Raw genomic sequence first — 16,794 nt, 5'->3', positions numbered from 1 at the left:
TGCGTCGCAGCGCGCCGATGGGGAATCGGCGGCGCAGGACTATAACCAGCCTCCGAGGCCCACGCAACCAGAACGACCGGCGTTCAACCACCAGAACTGCCAGACAAGGCCCACCACCCGGGCAGCAAACGACGCACCTGCGGACGGCCAAAACGATCGTCGATCAGATGCACGACGCCCTCGTCCTGCTGTGTGCGGATCACTCGGCCGGCGGCCTGCACGACCTTTTGCAACCCTGGGTAGAGATAGGTGTAGTCGTAACCGTGGCCGCGCCCGAACAGCTCGTCGAGCCGTATCTTGAATTGTTCGTTGACCGGGTTGACCTGCGGCAGGCCAAGGGTCGCGACGAAGGCACCGATCAGGCGCTGGCCGGGCAGGTCGATACCTTCGGCGAAGGCGCCGCCAAGCACGGCGAAACCGATGCCTTCGCTGTGTTCGGTAAAGCGATCGAGAAAGGCATTGCGCGCCGCTTCCTGCATGCCGCGGGTCTGCTCCCAGAAGGGTACGTCCGGGCATTGCTCGCGCAGCAGCACGGTGACCTGTTGCAGGTAATCGAAGCTGCTGAAGAAGGCCAGGTAGTTGCCGGGACGCTCGCGATACTGACGGGCAATCAGTTCGACCACGGCGCCCAGCGAGGCCTGCCGGTGCTGATAACGGGTCGAGACATGCTCGGCCAGACAGACGCGCAGTTGCCGGCTCTGGAACGGCGACTCGACATCGATCCAGGCGCTGCCGGCGGGCAGGCCCAGCATGTCGGCGTGGAACCTGCGCGGGCTCAGCGTGGCGGAGAACAGCACACTGGAACGCGCCTGTGCCAGGCGGGGAGCCAGAAAGGGGGCGGGAACCACATTGCGCAGGCAAAGGATCGAACGACGGGCCTTGCTGCGAGCAGTCGCCGGCAACAGGCTGATGTCGAACAGCGAGTGTTCACCGAACAGCTCGGCGACACGGCAGAAATGCATGGCGTCGAAATAGGCTCGTTGCAGTTCCGCATCCAGCCCTGCGGGTTGCTCGCCCAGATAGTCGGTGATGGCGCTGACCGCCTGTTGCAGCGCGCCCAGCAGCTTGAGCGGCAACTCCGGTTGCACCTGGTAGTCCGCCAGCTGCTCGCGATGCAGCTCGTTCCAGCAGCGCTGCACGCGCCCCAGTGGCCGCTTCAAGGGTGCTGGCGCCTGGCTGGCGAGGCCGACGAAGGCGCGCTGATCGAGCTCGGCGCTGTACATGCCACGTGCCCGGTCAATCAGGTTGTGCGCCTCGTCCACCAGCAGGCAGATGCGCCAGTCGTTGGCCAGCGCCAGGCCGTGGAGGAGGGCGCTGCTATCGAAGTAATAGTTGTAGTCACCGACCACCACGTCCGCCCAGCGTGCCACCTCCTGACTGAGGTAATAGGGACAGACCTGATGGGCAAGCGCCACTTCGCGCAGGGCAGCCTGGTCGAGCAGGGGCTGCCCCAGCGCGGCGGCCCGCGCCGCGGGCAGGCGGTCGTAGAAGCCGCGGGCGAGGGGGCAGGACTCGCCATGACAGGCCTTGTCCGGGTGTTCGCAGGTCTTTTCGCGCGCCACCAGCTCCAGTACCCGCAGTCCATGGTTGGCGTTGCGTTGCAGCGTCTGCAGCGCATCCAGTGCCAGGCGTCGACCGGACGTCTTGGCGGCGAGAAAGAACAGCTTGTCCAGCCGCTGCCCCGGAAATGCCTTGAGCTGTGGGAACAGGGTGCCAAGCGTCTTGCCGATGCCGGTAGGCGCCTGCGCCATGAGCGTGGTGCCCGTGCAGGCAGCCTTGTACACCGCCTCGGCCAGTTGCCGCTGGCCGGTACGAAAGCCGTCGTGGGGAAAGCGCAGGGCGGAAAGTGCCTGGTCGCGCGCAGCGCGGTGGGCCATTTCCTGTGCGGCCCAATCGATGAACGCCTGACACTGGGTCTCGAAGAACACGCGCAGCTGTGCTGCGGTGTGACGCTCGACGAACAGCGTTTCCTTGTGGCTGGTGACGTCGAAATAGACCAGTGCCAGTTCGAGTTCATCGAGCCCGCGTGTCTGACACAGCAGCCAGCCATAGATCTTCGCCTGCGCCCAGTGCAACTGGCGATGATTGGCGGGCTGGCGTTCCAGGTCGCCGCGAAAGGTCTTGATCTCTTCCAGGCGATTGCGCGCCGGGTCGTAGCCATCGGCACGGCCGCGCACGCTCAGTTGCCCGTATTGCCCCTCCAGGGCGATCTCGCGCTCGTAGCCATCGCCACGCCTGGCGGTGACCTGGGCGTGCCCGGCGATGCCTTCCAGCGCGGTGGGCGAGGGCGTGAAGCGCAGATCCAGATCGCCGACCTTGGCGGTGAATTCGCAGAGCGCGCGCACCGCGACCCGATAGCTCACGCCATGGCCTCGGCCCACTGGACATGGCAGACCGCAATAGGCAGACCGTGCTGATGGGCGTAGTCGATCCAGCGCTTCTGGTTGTCCTGCAGGCGATCGCCTGGGCCCTTCACTTCGATCATGCGATAGCGGCGCGCTTCCGGCCACAGCTGGATCAGATCCGGCAGGCCGGTGCGATTGCCAGTGACGTCCGCCAGGATGCGCTGGAACAACAGCTTCAGGTGCGCGGCGGGAATGCAGTCCAGCGCCTGCGCCAACAGTTGTTCGTCGAGCAGGCCCCAGGCGACGAATGCGTTATGGATGCCGAGCTTCGCCTGGAAGGTGCGCCAGATGCAGTCACGGTAGTCGTCGCTGTCGAGGCAGGCCAGGCAGGCGGCGAACAGATCGGCGCGGCGCTGGTGGAAGTCCGCGCGGTTCAGGTCGGCCGGCGCCCACTGGAACGGGTGAAAGAACGCGCCCGGCAACGGCGCGAAGATCGCGTCCCAGCAGAGCAGGCCGAACAGCGAGCCGACCAGGGCGTTCTCCACGTAATACACCGGCGCATCCGGCCTCGTCAGATGCTCGCGCACCGCCTGCTCGACGCTGCAGGTAGGCCTCGGCAGGACCAGATCGAGCTGTTCCGGCTTGCGGCTGCGTGCACGTTCGGTCGGGATGCCCAGGCTGCGTTGCAGACGTGGCAGGATGCGCTGCAGCTGCTGCACTTCATGTTCGCTTTCCGGCGCGGCCCGGGCCTGAAGCAACAGATCCAGCGCCGCCGCTGGCTGGCCGCCGCGCTCCAATACACGAATTGCCCGCTCACGCGCACCGGGATAACCGTTGAACGCGTGCACGCGCAAGGCGTCGTCGAGCTGGCCGAGCCGTTCGAACTGCTGACCGATGCGCAGCAGCAGTTTGCCGCGGCGGCTTTCCAGCCAGGCATTGCCGAACGGCGCGGCCGGTACAGCCGCCAGGATCGCCGCCAGCGGCTCGCCGGCATCGAAGCGCTCGCGACAGCGATGCAGATGCAGGTAGGCGTCCAGCTCGGCACGCGAACTGAACGCTCGTGAGGCGGGGGAAAAGGACACCTGCTCGTAGCGATAAACGCCCAGATCAGCCAGCACGAACTCCGACCAGTCCTGATGGATATTGCCGAAGAACAGCAGGCGCAGCCGCTCGCAAAGTTCGTCGATGCACAGGCTGTACACCGCGTCCTCGGAGCCCGCCCACCATTGCCCGAAGGGCTTGGCCAGGTCATGGTCGGCGCGCAGCCTTTCGAACAGCTCGGCCTTGCGCAGGCCGGCCGAGTTCGTGACGCCGAACAGCTGCAGCAGTTCGCCCTTGGTGAGCAGGCCGAACAGCTGTTCCAGCGTCAGCTCACGCTCGGCATCGATCCAGCCCTGCTCGATCAATGGCGCTGCCGCCCGACGTGGACAGCCGATCTCCCCGTAGTGCAGTTTGCTGGCGCGGAACAGCGCGCCCTTGCGCATCACCATGCGCACCAGCAATGCCTGAGACGCCTGCGGCAACAGAGCGAAACGCCCGATGAAAGCGCGTTCGGCGTCGTCCAGCAGGTCGCCATGATGCTGGTCCACCCAGGCCAGGACCTGCTGAAAGTTGTCGAGATAGTAGAAGGGGTTTTCCAGGGCCTGACGCATCGCACATCCGGTAAAACTGGGGCGCGGGCGGCCCGCTCGAAAGCTGGCTATTTATACAGTTCGAGCGGTATTTGGCAATGGCCGGTGATCAGCGGAAGGGGCGGCGTGGGTGCCGCCCCGGACGCGATGGAAGGATCAGACGGTGCGCGAGAAGCGTCCGCGCTGCTCACCACCGAGGTAGGCATCGAAAGCCATGGCGACGTTGCGCATCATCAGCTGCCCCTGCGGTAGCAGAATCAGCGCATCGTCGCGCAGCTCCACCAGACCATCGGCGACCGGCTCGGCCAGTTTGGCCAGCGAGTCGGCGAAATAGCTGCCGAAGTCGATGCCGTGCTTCTGCTCGATCTGCCGGTAATCAATACGCCCATGGCACATCAACGAGACGATCACATCGCGGCGCAGGCGATCGTCGTCGCTCAGCTTGTAACCACGGTGCACCGGCAGCATGCCCTCGTTCAGTCGCGCGTAGTACTGCGAGAGCTCCTTGACGTTCTGGCTGTAGCTGTCGGCGACCTTGCCGATGGAGGAAATGCCCAGCCCGATCAGGTCGCAGTCGGCATGGGTGGAGTAGCCCTGGAAGTTGCGCTGCAGTGTGCCGTTGGCACGTGCCAGGGCCAGTTCATCTTCCGGCAGGGAGAAGTGATCCATACCGATATAGATGTAGCCGGCGGCAGTCAGGCGCTGGATGGTCAGTTCCAGCAGCTCGAGCTTGCGCTCGGGTGGCGGCATGTCTTCGGGGCGAATCAGCTTCTGTGCCCGTACCAGATCCGGCAGGTGTGCGTAGCTGTAGGCGGCGATGCGGTCCGGGCGGATATCGATGATCTTGCTCAGCGTGGCATCGAAGCTGGCCACGGTCTGCAGTGGCAGGCCGTAGATCAGGTCGACGCTGATCGACTTGAACTGCGCATCGCGGGCAGCCTGGACCAGCTCGCGGGTCTGCTCTTCGGTCTGGATGCGGTTGACGGCGATCTGCACCTGCTCGTCGAAGTCCTGCACACCGAAGCTCAGACGGTTGAAGCCCAGCTTGCGCAGGCCGTGGATCTGCTCGGGCGTGACAGTGCGCGGGTCGACTTCCAGGGAGAACTCATGGTTGTCGCTGTCATCCATGTTGAACGCCTGATGCAGACTGGCCATCAGGTCAGCCAGCTGCTCGCTGGTGAAGTAGGTCGGCGTACCGCCCCCCAGGTGCAGCTGGGTCAGCTTGCGCGAGCGGTCGAACAGCGCACCCTGCATGGCGATCTCGCGCTTGAGGTACTCGAGGTACTCGACGGCGCGCTCGGTCTTGTGGGTGATGATCTTGTTGCAGGCGCAGTAGTAGCACAGGCTCTTGCAGAACGGGATGTGGATGTACACCGACAGCGGCTTGGGCGGCTGGGCCTGATTGCTGCGCGCAGCGGCAGCGCGGTAGTCGTCCTCGGCGAAGGCCTGATGGAACTGCGGGGCAGTAGGGTAGGACGTGTAGCGTGGACCGGGACGGTCGTATTTCTCGACCAGGGCCCGGTTGAAGCTCGGCAGTTGGTCCATTGTTCGTTTCACCTAAGGGTTGAATTCGGAGTCGGAAGCGGAACGCGGTGCCACCCTCGGGTGTTTCCGGCTCAGGCAGGTCATGGGCGCGAATTATGGACGATCAGGCCTCATGCGCCGACTGTCTCAGATCAAGAATAGCGCCCCGCACCGCACCGCTGGGCGGGATGCAGGGCGCAGAAGACGCGAGACCGCGGCTGGCCTCGCGTGCGTGCTCAGAGCTTGAACTGGCCGACCAGACGGTTCAGTTCGGTAGCCAGGCGCACCAGTTCATCGCTGATCTGCGAGGTTTGTGCCGCGTCGGCCGAGGTGGTGTCGGCAATGCGGCTGATGGTGGTGATGTTGCGGTTGATCTCCTCGGCCACCGCACTCTGCTGTTCGGCAGCCGTGGCGATCTGGGTGTTCATCTCGTTGATGGTGCCCACTTCGTTGGCAATCACGCTCAGGCTCTGTGCGGCTTTCTCGACGCACTGCGAGCCGGAACGCGCACGCAGCTGCGCCTCCTTCATCGCCTGTACCGCGTTGCGCACGCCGCTTTGCAGCTGCTCGATCATGGCCTGAATTTCTTCGGTGGACTTCTGCGTGCGCGAGGCGAGGGTACGCACCTCGTCAGCCACCACCGCGAAGCCGCGGCCCTGTTCGCCGGCGCGGGCTGCTTCGATCGCGGCGTTCAGCGCCAGCAAGTTGGTCTGCTCGGCGATGCCGTTGATCACGCCGAGCACCATGTCGATGCTGGCGCTGTCGCTCTCGACCCGCTGGATCACCTCGGCGGCCTTTTCGATTTCGGCGATCAGCACTTCGATACCATCCAGCGCTTCGCTGGCGACCTTCACGCCGGCCTTCGATTCATTGTCCGCTCCGGTGGAAGCAGTTGCCGTATGGCTGGCGTTGCGCGCCACTTCCTGCACAGTGGCACTCATCTCGTTCATCGCCGAGGCGACCAGATCTGTCTCGCTGCGCTGGTCGTTGACCGCGGCCAGGGTCTTTTCCGCGACATGGGAGACGCGTTCGGACACATCGGTGAGCTGGTGCGTGACCCCGGCGACTGCTTCCAGGCTATGGCGGAACTTGCCGATCATGCGGTTGAAGGCATCGCCCATGGCGCCGATTTCATCCTTTGCACCGACCGCGACACTGCGGCTGAGGTCCTCGTCTTCGGCCATGCTGTCCATGGTGTGGCGCATGGCGTTGATACGACGCAGGATCACATGGCGGACGGTCATGCACATCACCACCACGCCGACAATCAGCAACAACAACTGGATCGCGCCGCTGACGAGGATATTGCGGTCGACCTCCTGATCCAGCGCCTTGAGGTCGTAGCTGATGCGCACGGCGCCCATGACGGCGTTCTCGGCGACCTGGTGGCAGGTCAGGCAGTTGGTTCCGCGGTAGTCGGCATGGGCAAGGATCGGGTTGATCACGGTCAGCACCCGGCCGCCATCCTTCTTGTCGATCTGAATGATCGACTCGCCCGTCAACGCCTGACGATCGAGCGCGTCGGCAGGCGCCTGATGCGCGTAACCGGGACCGAACACCTTGGTCACTTCATCGCCTCGGATGATGCGCGCATCGATGACGCCGGGGCGTGCCAGGATCTTGTTTCGCAGCACCTCGCGCTGCGCCATGGTACCGGTCAGCATCATGGTGTTGATGCTGTCGAAGTACGAGTCGGCGGCATCCTTGGTCTGCTGCTCGACCACCTGCAGAACCAGCCGCTTCTCCGTGCTGGCAGCGATGAACAGCGAGGCCGACATGATCGCCACCAGCACCAGCACCAGCGCCAGGTTGATCTTCGTCTGCACGGACATTTGTCGAGGGGCGGAGTTGTTCATGGTTTTCCTTAGTACTACTGCCACGCGGAAGGTAGCTGTCACTGCACTCTTGTTTTATTGGTTTCCCATGACGACGCAGCAACGAGCTGGGCGATCTGAAGCTCGTATCGGCTAGTAGCGTGGATTCTTGAAACTTCGAAGCCGGTGGTAGCCTTGCGCCATTATGGCGCGCGCTATGGTATTGCTTTCTGAGGAATGTGAACCACGTCGCTCGACCAATGACGGAGCAAATGCAGCTTTCACTGACTCAGGTCATGAGTTCGAGGGCAGCGGCGGCGGTCCTGGTTGGCATCTTGCTGTAACCGCGCACTGCTAAAGAACAGAAGCGGCGTCATGCATCACGCCGGTGCGAATGGGCATGAGACATAGCGCCGCTTTACAGAATGGCAAAGCGATATTAGCGTTGCCGACCCGTCTGGCAGGCGATTGGAAAGGACGTCAGTGAACGGGCATCTTTTCTGCATTCCTCCGTTGCGTTCGCTGCGAACCCCTTATGAAAACGATGGTCGTAGGCTCTACGCCGGCAAGACCGGGCAACACCGCAAGGCAGCTGCTGTTCCTACAAGCAGTGCATCGATTGGAACCTTCATTTCAAGGACTCACATGATCAAGAAATGCCTTTTTCCCGCTGCCGGATATGGCACCCGTTTTCTCCCCGCAACCAAGGCCATGCCCAAGGAAATGCTGCCGGTGGTGAACAAGCCGCTGATCCAGTACGGGGTAGAGGAGGCGCTGGCGGCAGGGCTCACGCAGATCGCCATGGTCACCGGGCGTGGCAAGCGCTCGCTCGAAGACCACTTCGATATCAGCTATGAGCTCGAGCATCAGATTCGCAACACCGACAAGGAAAAGTACCTCGTCGGTATTCGTCGCCTGATCGACGAGTGCAGCTTTTCCTACACCCGTCAGGTGGAAATGAAGGGGCTGGGCCACGCAATTCTCAGCGGCCGTCCGCTGATCGGTGACGAGCCGTTCGCCGTGGTGCTGGCAGACGACCTGTGCATCAACCTCGATGGCGACCCGGTGCTGGCGCAGATGGTCAAGCTGTACAACCAGTTCCGCTGCTCGATCGTGGCGATCCAGGAAGTACCGCCGGAAGAAACCAGCAAGTACGGCGTGATTGCCGGCGAGATGATTCGCGACGACATCTTCCGCGTCAGCCACATGGTCGAAAAGCCCAAGCCGGAAGACGCCCCGTCGAACCTGGCGATCATCGGCCGTTACATCCTCACCCCGGACATCTTCGAGCTGATCGAGCAGACCGAGCCGGGCAAGGGAGGTGAAATCCAGATCACCGACGCGCTGATGAAGCAGGCAAAGGACGGTTGCGTGCTGGCCTACAAATTCAAGGGACAGCGTTTCGACTGCGGTAGCGCCGAGGGTTACATCGAGGCGACCAACTTCTGCTACGAGAACTTCTACCTCACCGGTAAGGCGTTCTGATCCAGTCGGGCCACCTCAGGGTGGCCCGATCGTTTTATGGCGGGGGCAATTCCTCGGCGCCCGGCCCGAGCGGCTGGCCATAGCTGAACTCCACATAGTTGCCCGCCGGGTCGCGTACCCCACAGTAGTAGCCCACCGGATAGGGCTCGTCGCGCGGCTCCCAGATCAAGCAGCCATCCGCGCGCGCCAATTCGGCTACCGCATCCACTTCCTCCCGACTGGCCATGGCGAAACCGAAATGGCTGTAGTCGTTCTCCGCCAGCGAGCGATCCATGCCGCCCGGCATGATCACGAAGATGAATTCCCGCTCCTTGCCGGGCTCGGCCATCCAGACGATGCGTGAGCCTTTGCCCGGGCGTTCGTGGAACACCCGCATTCCGCAGAACCTCGTGTAGAAGGCGATACAGGCGTCCAGGTCTGGCACATGCAGCGCCAGGTGGGTGAGGGTGGGGCGCATGGGGCACTCCTTCGGTGAATCAGGCGCAAAGCCTGGGTTATGCTGTTCGCTACAGAAGGAGACAACTCTACATGGCTTACGACTTCGATCTATTCGTCATCGGTGCGGGTTCCGGTGGCGTACGTGCGGCGCGCTTCGCTGCAGGCTTTGGCGCGCAAGTGGCCGTCGCCGAGAGCCGCTACCTGGGCGGCACCTGCGTCAACGTCGGCTGTGTGCCGAAGAAGCTGCTGGTCTACGGTGCGCACTACGCTGAGGACATCGGCCAGGCGCAGGGCTACGGCTGGACCATCGACGGCGCGACCTTCGACTGGAAGACCCTGATCGCCAACAAGGATCGCGAGATTCAGCGCCTGAACGGCATCTATCGCAGCATCCTGGTGGACAGCGGCGTGACCCTGCTGCAGGCACATGCGCAACTGGTCGATGCACATACCGTCGAAGTCGAAGGCAAGCGCTACAGCGCCGAACATATCCTGATCGCTACCGGCGGCTGGCCGCACGTGCCGGAAATCCCGGGCCGCGAGCACGCCATCACCTCCAACGAAGCCTTCTATCTGGACGCCTTGCCGCGGCGGGTCCTGGTGGTTGGCGGCGGTTATATCGCGGTGGAGTTCGCCTCGATCTTCCATGGCTGCGGCGCCGACACCAAGCTGCTCTACCGTGGCGAGCTGTTCCTGCGTGGTTTCGATGGCTCGCTGCGCGACCATCTGAAGGACGAGATGATCAAGAAGGGCGTGGACCTCCAGTTCAACGCCGACATCGTCCATATCGACAAGCTTGCCGACGGCAGCCTGCTTGCCACCCTGGAAGACGGCCGCACCCTGGAAGCGGACTGCATCTTCTATGCAACCGGCCGCCGGCCGATGATCGACGGCCTGGGGCTCGAAGCGGCCGGCGTGGCACTGGATGCCCGTGGCTTCATTGCGGTAGATGACGAGTACCGCACCTCGGTGCCTTCGATTCTGGCGATCGGAGACGTGATCGGTCGCGTCCAGCTGACGCCCGTTGCGCTGGCCGAAGGTATGGCGGTGGCGCGGCGCCTGTTCAAACCGGAGCAGTATCGCAAGGTCGACTACTCGACCATCCCTACAGCGGTGTTCAGCCTGCCTAACATGGCAACCGTCGGGCTGACCGAGGAGCAGGCGCGGGAGCAGGGCTACAAGGTCTCGCTCTTCGAAAGCCGCTTCCGTCCCATGAAGCTGACCATGACCGACAGCCTCGAACGAAGCCTGATGAAGCTGGTAGTGGATGCGCATACCGACCGCGTGCTGGGCTGCCATATGGCCGGGCCGGACGCCGGCGAAATCATGCAGGGGCTGGCCGTGGCGCTGAAGGCCGGGGCAACCAAGCAGGTCTTCGACGAGACCCTGGGCATCCACCCGACGGCGGCCGAAGAGTTCGTCACCATGCGCACGCCCGCCGCTATCTGAGGGCAGACAGGCGTGCCGCCTTGCGCGGCACGCCGCTCAGCTCAGTGATGATGGCCGGTTGCGGTATTCCCGGATGCCGGCGCATCGACCTCGATGCTCACTTCGGTGGTGATCTCGCTACCGCTTTCGAACTGCAGGGTTACCGGAAAACTTTCTCCGGCCACCAGTGGCTGCTTGAGGCCGAAAAGCATCACGTGATTGCCTCCCGGTTTGAATTCCACCTTGCCCGCCGCCGGCACCTCCACCGAATCGATCTGCTGCATCTTCATCATGTCGCCCTGATGCACATGGGTATGCAGCTCGGTCTTTTCCGCGCGTGGCGTCTGCGCACCGATCAGTCGCTGCGAATGCTCGCCACGATTTTCCAGAACGAAATACACCGCACCGGTGGGCGCGCTCGGCGGCATCGCGCGCGACCAGGCCTGGCTGATAGCCAGTTCCCCGGCGACTGCGGGTGCTGCAGCGCGATGATCGTGGTGGTCCTGCGCGAAGGCAGGCATGCAAAGCATGGTGAAAGCGCCTGCGGCCAGTAAGCGAAGCAGCATGGAAAACTCCGATTATCGTGTGAAGAATGGCGCCATCTTACGCCGCTTGGCGCCAGGCGCTACGTTCGGTTGCATGACGGCCTCCGGGACGTTGATTCCGATCAAACACAAGCCGTCGATGCCGGACAAATCGGCTGGGGGCTGCACGCAAGGATGCACGTCATGAACCTCACGAAGCCGCTGTTCCTGGTGCCGCGCGCGAGAGGGTATTGCACGGCGCCAATCGACTTGCCGAAACGAACCGCAACACCCACGGCTCCGAGTGCACTGCCAGCGCGATTGTAGTCAAGAAATGCATGCAGACCGGGCAAGCGACCAATCAACCGTACTCGCTCTTCAGCGCGGCGGCGACCATAGCGCTTGAGTCGAGCACCGTCAGGCGCCGGCTGACCAGCTCAGAGGGAATACGGAACGGCGGAACGGTGTCGGTGATCACCAACTGGTCGAATACCGGGCTCTCCAGGATTTCCGGCCCGCCGGTGAACAGGCCGTGGGCCGCCGCTGCGTGGACCTGCCGCGCGCCGGCCTTGCGGCAGGCCTCGCCGGCGCGTAACAGAGTGCCGCCGGTGCTGATCAGATCATCAACGATGATCGCGATCCGCTCGTGAATGTCGCCGACCAGCATCGTTCCGGTCACGATGTCGTTGCTGCGGTACTTCTCCATGTAGGCGCTGCCAACCGCGCGCCCGATATGCCGCTCCAGCGCCCGGCGAAAGGATTCCGCGCGCTTGGCGCCGCCGGCATCGGGGGAGACCGCTACCAGCTCGACGTCACCAGGCAGCTGCGTGAAGTGCGCAGCGAACAGCTCGGCGCTCTCGATATGCCGCGTGGGGATGCGGAACGCGTTGTCGAACGCAGCCAGGTTGCGTACCTCGAAGGTCGTCAGGCGATCCACCCGACAGGCCTCGAACAGCGCCGCCACGTAGCGGGTGATGATCGGGTCCTGGAACTGGGTACGACGCTCCTTGCGTGCATAGCAGAGATAGGGTGCGACCACCTGAACGTGGCGGGCACCGGCGTCCTTCAGGGCGCCGCAGAAGAACAACAGGCGGCAGAGCTTGTCGTTCACGCTGCGCTCGTCATCGCCGTACAACGCATGGAAGACGACGACGTTGCGGCTTTCCACAGACGTCAGGGCGCGGGTCTTGTGCTCGCCGTCTTCGAAGGCGCGCTCTTCGAGCTCGGCCAGCTCGAGCGCCATGTGCCGGGCGACACGAGCGGCATATTCCTGGGTGCCATGCAGCGCGAACAACAGAGGAGGGCGGGTGTTCATGTATGACTCCTGCTTGGACGGGGACGAGCGGACGCGAGCTGCGGGTAGCCCAGGCCCAGTGCCTGGTGATCGAGCAGATAGAGGCGTGACTGTCGCAGCAACGCACGTGCCTGTTCAGCCTTGGCCTGGGCAGCTTCGGCAGTGGCCTGGCGCTGGGCGCTGCCGGCCAGGGTGAAGCTGCGAGTCGCCGCGCGAACCGATAGGAACAGTGGCAACGGTGCACACTCCTCGGCCTCGCCACTCTCGTCCAGATAGGCTCGCAAAACAGCCGGCGCCAGATCAGCCAACTGGTGGTGCTGCAGGTCCATCAGCACGAAGGCGAGGTCATGCAGGACATCGATACAGGCAATCTCGTCACTGAACTCAATGCCGTCGAACAGGGTAGGCCGCCCTTCGAACAGGCAGATGTTCGCCAATCGCATATCGCCATGGCAGCGCCGCACGCATCCATCGCGGCGCCGTCGGTCCAGCTCTGCCGACAGCTGATCGAGCAGGGCCAACTGGTCCCGGTAGAGTGCCTGCACCGCGTTTCCATCGAGCAATGCGCACTGGCGGCGCAGCTCCTGATGATTGGTCTCGATGGATCGGCGAATGCCAGCGCTGCCACCAAAGGCCGGCGTTCGCTCGGCACCGGCATGAAAACGAGCGATCTCTACGCCCAAGGTCTGCATCAGCGAGGGCGTCAGCTCGCCGGCCAGGGCCATGCGATCGAACAATGCGGACTGCGGAAAGCGCCGCATCACCACGACCCAATCCTGCACCTCGCCGTCCGCGTCGAAGGCCAGTACGCCAGCGCGATCCCGGGTGATCGCGCTCACCCCGAGGTAAAGGCGAGGTGCCGTGCGCCGGTTCAGCCGCAGCTCGGCATGGCAGGCGCGCTCGCGCTTTTCCAGCGTGAGAAAATCCAGCGACGCATAGGCGATCTCGCGCTTGAGCTTGTAAACGCGTTCGCCACACAGAAAGATCAGCGAGCCATGGGTCTCGATACGCTCGACCGTACCGCCCGGGCAGCCGTAGCTGTCAGCGCGGGAAAGAAAGCCGATGACCTCGTGCTGACCGCTCATCTGTCCCTCAGGATTCTTCGGCACGGCCCCTTGGGCGCCGTCGGCGCGGAAACAAGGGGCAGCTGTCTGCGAGTCTAGCTGCGCGACGGCAAGCTGCTCGACGCATCGCTGATGAAACTCGGGACCGCCTCGCGGTTAGTAAAGAACGAAAGAGAAGCGAGGGTGGTAGCAATCAGGAAAGTGGAGGAAGCAAGCAGTAATGCGAAGTAAATATTTAAAAAGCTAGAAAAATGTAAAGTGATTGATTATCAGTAGGTTGCCGATGATATCTAGATTTTCACAAGAATATTATCTGTCATTGACTGAGAACTTTGAAGCTATGACAGAGCGTACATGGCAGAAAGTTGCTAATGCAGTTTGGTTATAAATAATATCTTCTCTATATCATCTAATAACTCCTGCAGGCCAAGCTGACCACGGCGCTCCACGCTACATTGACTAAAGAGAAGGAGGTTTTCCATCGCAGGTTTAAGGCATTTATGAGGCAGATATCGCTCCTGCTGATGATAGGCGTCGCTGGGGCTGCTTCCTGCTTCAGCAAGCGCACGTCTGCTGAGTTGAATTAAGTCAAGATGGTAGCTATGCTAAAGAAATGGACTATTTGGAATGCCCCGAACATAAGGAATTGAGATAAGGATCAGCATATCCACAACCCATCACGGGGGTGGTTATGCCTAAAAAAAGTAAAACCTCATATTTTACAAAGCGCGGCAACTATTTCGGAAACCTATGGGCAACCTATAGTACCAAGGCAGGGTGCGTACTATTGCTAGGTAGCGACCGCCAATTAGCTCACTGGCTTTTGAAGCTAGAATTCTCTCCTCTCATAAAAAACTTCAACTTCGAACCAGGATCCAAGTCGCTTGGTGCTTCTAGCACACTTGGCTTCATAGACTATCATGTCGAAGTTCAGCCGGTGAACGGGCCGATTGAACTGCATTTTCTACGAGTCAGCGGATTCTCTGATAATTATGCGGAGAAGTCGAGTGCTGCCGAAAGTATGAAATACAAGTACGTTGAGTATAATGATGAGCATTGGATAGCAGACAAGTCTAAGATTTTTACCCTACTGAGGGCTGCGAGCTTTCTTAGCGCTGGACGACATTTGTATGTGCCCACAGGTCTCATTGAGGAATCCAAGCGATATATTCATCTCGCAAAAAAAGGAAATTTACGGGCATTTCTTTCAGCAGTTTATGTTTACGATAGAAACTTGTGCTTGCTAGTTTTCTGTCGGATGTATTCCGCAAGATTAATAGATGTTAGCTTTGAAGATAATTTTTTCTCATTGAACACATGGTGGTGGTTGAATGAAGAATAAAATATCCAGAGAGCGATTGAGCAGTGTTGGATTCGAGAAGGTCGACCCATCGTTATTAGAGCCTGCAATTAGAGAAAGCTTCGTGCGGCGCCAGCACGCAATCGAGTTAAAACTTGATGGCCTGACAGGCGCAGAAATACACCGAATAACGGGGCTTCCTGAGAGCGAAATCACGAGATTCTTCAAAAGATATACAGCACTCACGGAAGAGGGGATTTTTTGGGGCGAGTCTGCCTTAATTCCCCAGAGCCGTATCGTATCGTATCAACGAAGGAAGCCTCTTGAAAAAAAAGGAAGCGAACAAAAAGGCGGGATGTCTGGCGCGCTAAGCTATACCTTGGCGAAGTTTCCAACTATTTCAGAAAAATTTAAGGCGGCGGTTTTTCGAACAGACCTTGAATATGCTTGCGGCAGCCGTTACGACAAAAGGCAACTGTGTAACATTTTTTATGATATCTGCGCTGCAGCTGGTCTTACTGCCGAAGATTGGCCTTTTAACCAAGCTCGGGGAGCTCGCCGGACGATTACGAGATATATAGATAAGCTTCTAAACGATGACTTTCAAAGAGCCGCGCTTGCAACCGGAGGCTCAATAGCCCTAATTCATAGCAAGGTCGGAACTGGATACAGTCCGTTTCTTGAGAGTTGCGATGTGTATGACCTTATTGAAATTGACTCCTATCATGTAGATGCTTTCTTTGTACTTAATATTAGTGGCGATAAGCGTACCAAGACTAAAGACGTCATAAGCCGTATCTGGTTAATGGCGGCAATCTGTAGGAGAAGCAATGCTATTCTGGCGACCAAGTTTGTATTCGCTAGCGAAGTAAGATCGCAGGATCTGGTGGATTTAATATGTGAGGCCTACGTCGGTGGCTGGGCGCCCCGCGAAATCCTCAATGTTAAGGATCTTCGGTATAGCGAGTTATCAGGCATGCCCTGCTACTCCGTGCCGAAGCTACGCCATCATATCTGGGGCGGAATTTGCTTAGACAATGCTATGCAGCACCATGCAAATAAAGTTTATGAATTAGCCCTGCACAGCCTTGGTTTCTCCATCAACTTTGGGCCTTTAGGGCAACCGGCTCGCAGACCCAATATTGAAAGACTTTTCAAACGCATAGCTACCAAGGTAATGCACCAACTTCCATCTACCACAGGAAGCTCCCCAGCCGACGGACGGGCTGATGCCCCTGAGAAGGCTGCGATCCGCTACCAGATAGATGTTGACGATGCACTTGAAGTCATGGACGTTTATACCGCAAATTATAATGGAACACCTCAAGGCGGGATGAATAAAGCGAATAGTCCCCTTGATATACTCAGGGACTATTGTGCTAATGATGATCTCCTGATCCCAGCCACACCAGAGAGTTATATAAATAGCGTATCATTGGGGAGCTCTACTCGAGAGGTTAAGGTTACCGGAAGTATAAAGCACGGTATCCGACCGCGAATAAAACTAGACCAGGCCATATATACAAGTACGGAACTGGCAAATTCTCCGCATCTAATAGGGAAAAAATTAACCATTCGGATAAAGCCGCACGATTACCGTTACGTAGAAGCTTATATAGATGACGGAATATACTTAGGCATGCTAACTGTAGAGGCCTCTTGGCGCCATATCGCTCATAGCGTCACCACTAGAAAACTAGTAAACCGGGCCTTAGCAAAAAAAGAATTTCAAATCGCGGAAGGCCAACACCCCGTGCTTGCGTGGCAAAAACACCTGATTGCCAACGCGAGTCCAGCGAACGCTCGCGAATTAAAGCGGCTGCAAGAAGAGCGTTGTGATACCAGTCAGCTAATACCTAAGGGGCAGGTAGAAATAGTACCTGAGCAACCAAGTAATTCTGTCTCCGAACGTTGGAGATTTCTAGATATCTTCAATTGAGAGAAGCC

12 protein-coding genes are annotated in these 16,794 nt (G+C 60.2%); 4 read left to right on the top strand and 8 right to left on the bottom strand.

All coding sequences use genetic code 11. The features are described 5' to 3' along the window. Positions 1–83: 83 nt before the first annotated feature. The 4 genes from P5703_RS09870 to P5703_RS09855 all read right to left on the bottom strand — a co-directional run bounded on the left by P5703_RS09870 (position 84) and on the right by P5703_RS09855 (position 7,356). Complete coding sequence (locus P5703_RS09870; protein WP_151320668.1) at positions 84–2,363, bottom strand: ATP-dependent DNA helicase; 2,280 nt, start codon at positions 2,361–2,363, stop codon at positions 84–86. Further along, positions 2,360–3,997 (bottom strand): VRR-NUC domain-containing protein, encoded by a 1,638-nt coding sequence (locus tag P5703_RS09865; RefSeq protein ID WP_285586411.1) that lies wholly within the window; start codon positions 3,995–3,997, stop codon positions 2,360–2,362. Before P5703_RS09865 ends, P5703_RS09870 begins: the two co-directional genes overlap by 4 nt. A 135-nt stretch (positions 3,998–4,132) precedes the next feature. Next, positions 4,133–5,521 carry an oxygen-independent coproporphyrinogen III oxidase gene (gene hemN / locus P5703_RS09860; RefSeq protein ID WP_285586408.1) on the bottom strand — a complete coding sequence of 463 codons (1,389 nt, stop codon included), beginning with the start codon at positions 5,519–5,521 and terminating at the stop codon, positions 4,133–4,135. Between the two features lie 215 nt (positions 5,522–5,736). Continuing rightward, positions 5,737–7,356: a methyl-accepting chemotaxis protein gene (locus P5703_RS09855; RefSeq protein WP_279641961.1), complete on the bottom strand. Its 1,620-nt coding sequence runs from the start codon at positions 7,354–7,356 to the stop codon at positions 5,737–5,739. A gap of 603 nt (positions 7,357–7,959) precedes the next feature. Here P5703_RS09855 and galU point away from each other — a divergent pair. Then, entirely contained in the window at positions 7,960–8,799 is an 840-nt protein-coding gene (gene galU / locus P5703_RS09850; RefSeq protein ID WP_013982788.1) for a UTP--glucose-1-phosphate uridylyltransferase GalU, read from the top strand. A 34-nt stretch (positions 8,800–8,833) separates the two neighbouring features. Here galU and P5703_RS09845 read toward each other — a convergent pair whose 3' ends face one another. After that, positions 8,834–9,256 (bottom strand): VOC family protein, encoded by a 423-nt coding sequence (locus tag P5703_RS09845; protein WP_125460015.1) that lies wholly within the window; start codon positions 9,254–9,256, stop codon positions 8,834–8,836. A gap of 71 nt (positions 9,257–9,327) precedes the next feature. Here P5703_RS09845 and gorA point away from each other — a divergent pair, with 71 nt between their 5' ends. Next, positions 9,328–10,686, top strand: a complete 1,359-nt coding sequence (gene gorA / locus P5703_RS09840) for a glutathione-disulfide reductase (RefSeq protein WP_285586404.1) — start codon at positions 9,328–9,330, stop codon at positions 10,684–10,686. 41 nt (positions 10,687–10,727) lie between these two features. Here the strand turns inward: gorA and P5703_RS09835 are convergent, their stop codons facing one another. The 3 genes from P5703_RS09835 to P5703_RS09825 form a co-directional block, all read right to left on the bottom strand. Beyond that, positions 10,728–11,231: a copper chaperone PCu(A)C gene (locus P5703_RS09835; RefSeq protein WP_285586401.1), complete on the bottom strand. Its 504-nt coding sequence runs from the start codon at positions 11,229–11,231 to the stop codon at positions 10,728–10,730. 319 nt (positions 11,232–11,550) lie between these two features. After that, complete coding sequence (locus P5703_RS09830) at positions 11,551–12,504, bottom strand: ribose-phosphate diphosphokinase (protein ID WP_020306415.1); 954 nt, start codon at positions 12,502–12,504, stop codon at positions 11,551–11,553. Beyond that, positions 12,501–13,568, bottom strand: a complete 1,068-nt coding sequence (locus P5703_RS09825; RefSeq protein ID WP_279639697.1) for a phosphotransferase — start codon at positions 13,566–13,568, stop codon at positions 12,501–12,503. The genes P5703_RS09830 and P5703_RS09825 overlap by 4 nt, the downstream gene beginning before the upstream one ends. A 670-nt stretch (positions 13,569–14,238) precedes the next feature. Between P5703_RS09825 and P5703_RS09820 the strand changes: the two genes are divergently transcribed. Together P5703_RS09820 and P5703_RS09815 are read left to right on the top strand one after the other, a co-directional pair. Then, complete coding sequence (locus tag P5703_RS09820; protein WP_023100480.1) at positions 14,239–14,889, top strand: hypothetical protein; 651 nt, start codon at positions 14,239–14,241, stop codon at positions 14,887–14,889. Further along, positions 14,879–16,786 carry a Mu transposase C-terminal domain-containing protein gene (locus tag P5703_RS09815; protein ID WP_023100479.1) on the top strand — a complete coding sequence of 636 codons (1,908 nt, stop codon included), beginning with the start codon at positions 14,879–14,881 and terminating at the stop codon, positions 16,784–16,786. The genes P5703_RS09820 and P5703_RS09815 overlap by 11 nt, the downstream gene beginning before the upstream one ends. Positions 16,787–16,794 lie beyond the last annotated feature (8 nt).

The sequence above is a fragment of the Stutzerimonas sp. FeSN7 genome, from assembly GCF_030263795.1.
GTDB classification, from domain to species: Bacteria; Pseudomonadota; Gammaproteobacteria; order Pseudomonadales; family Pseudomonadaceae; genus Stutzerimonas; species Stutzerimonas stutzeri.
This window is presented reverse-complemented; position numbering and strand designations above follow the sequence as displayed.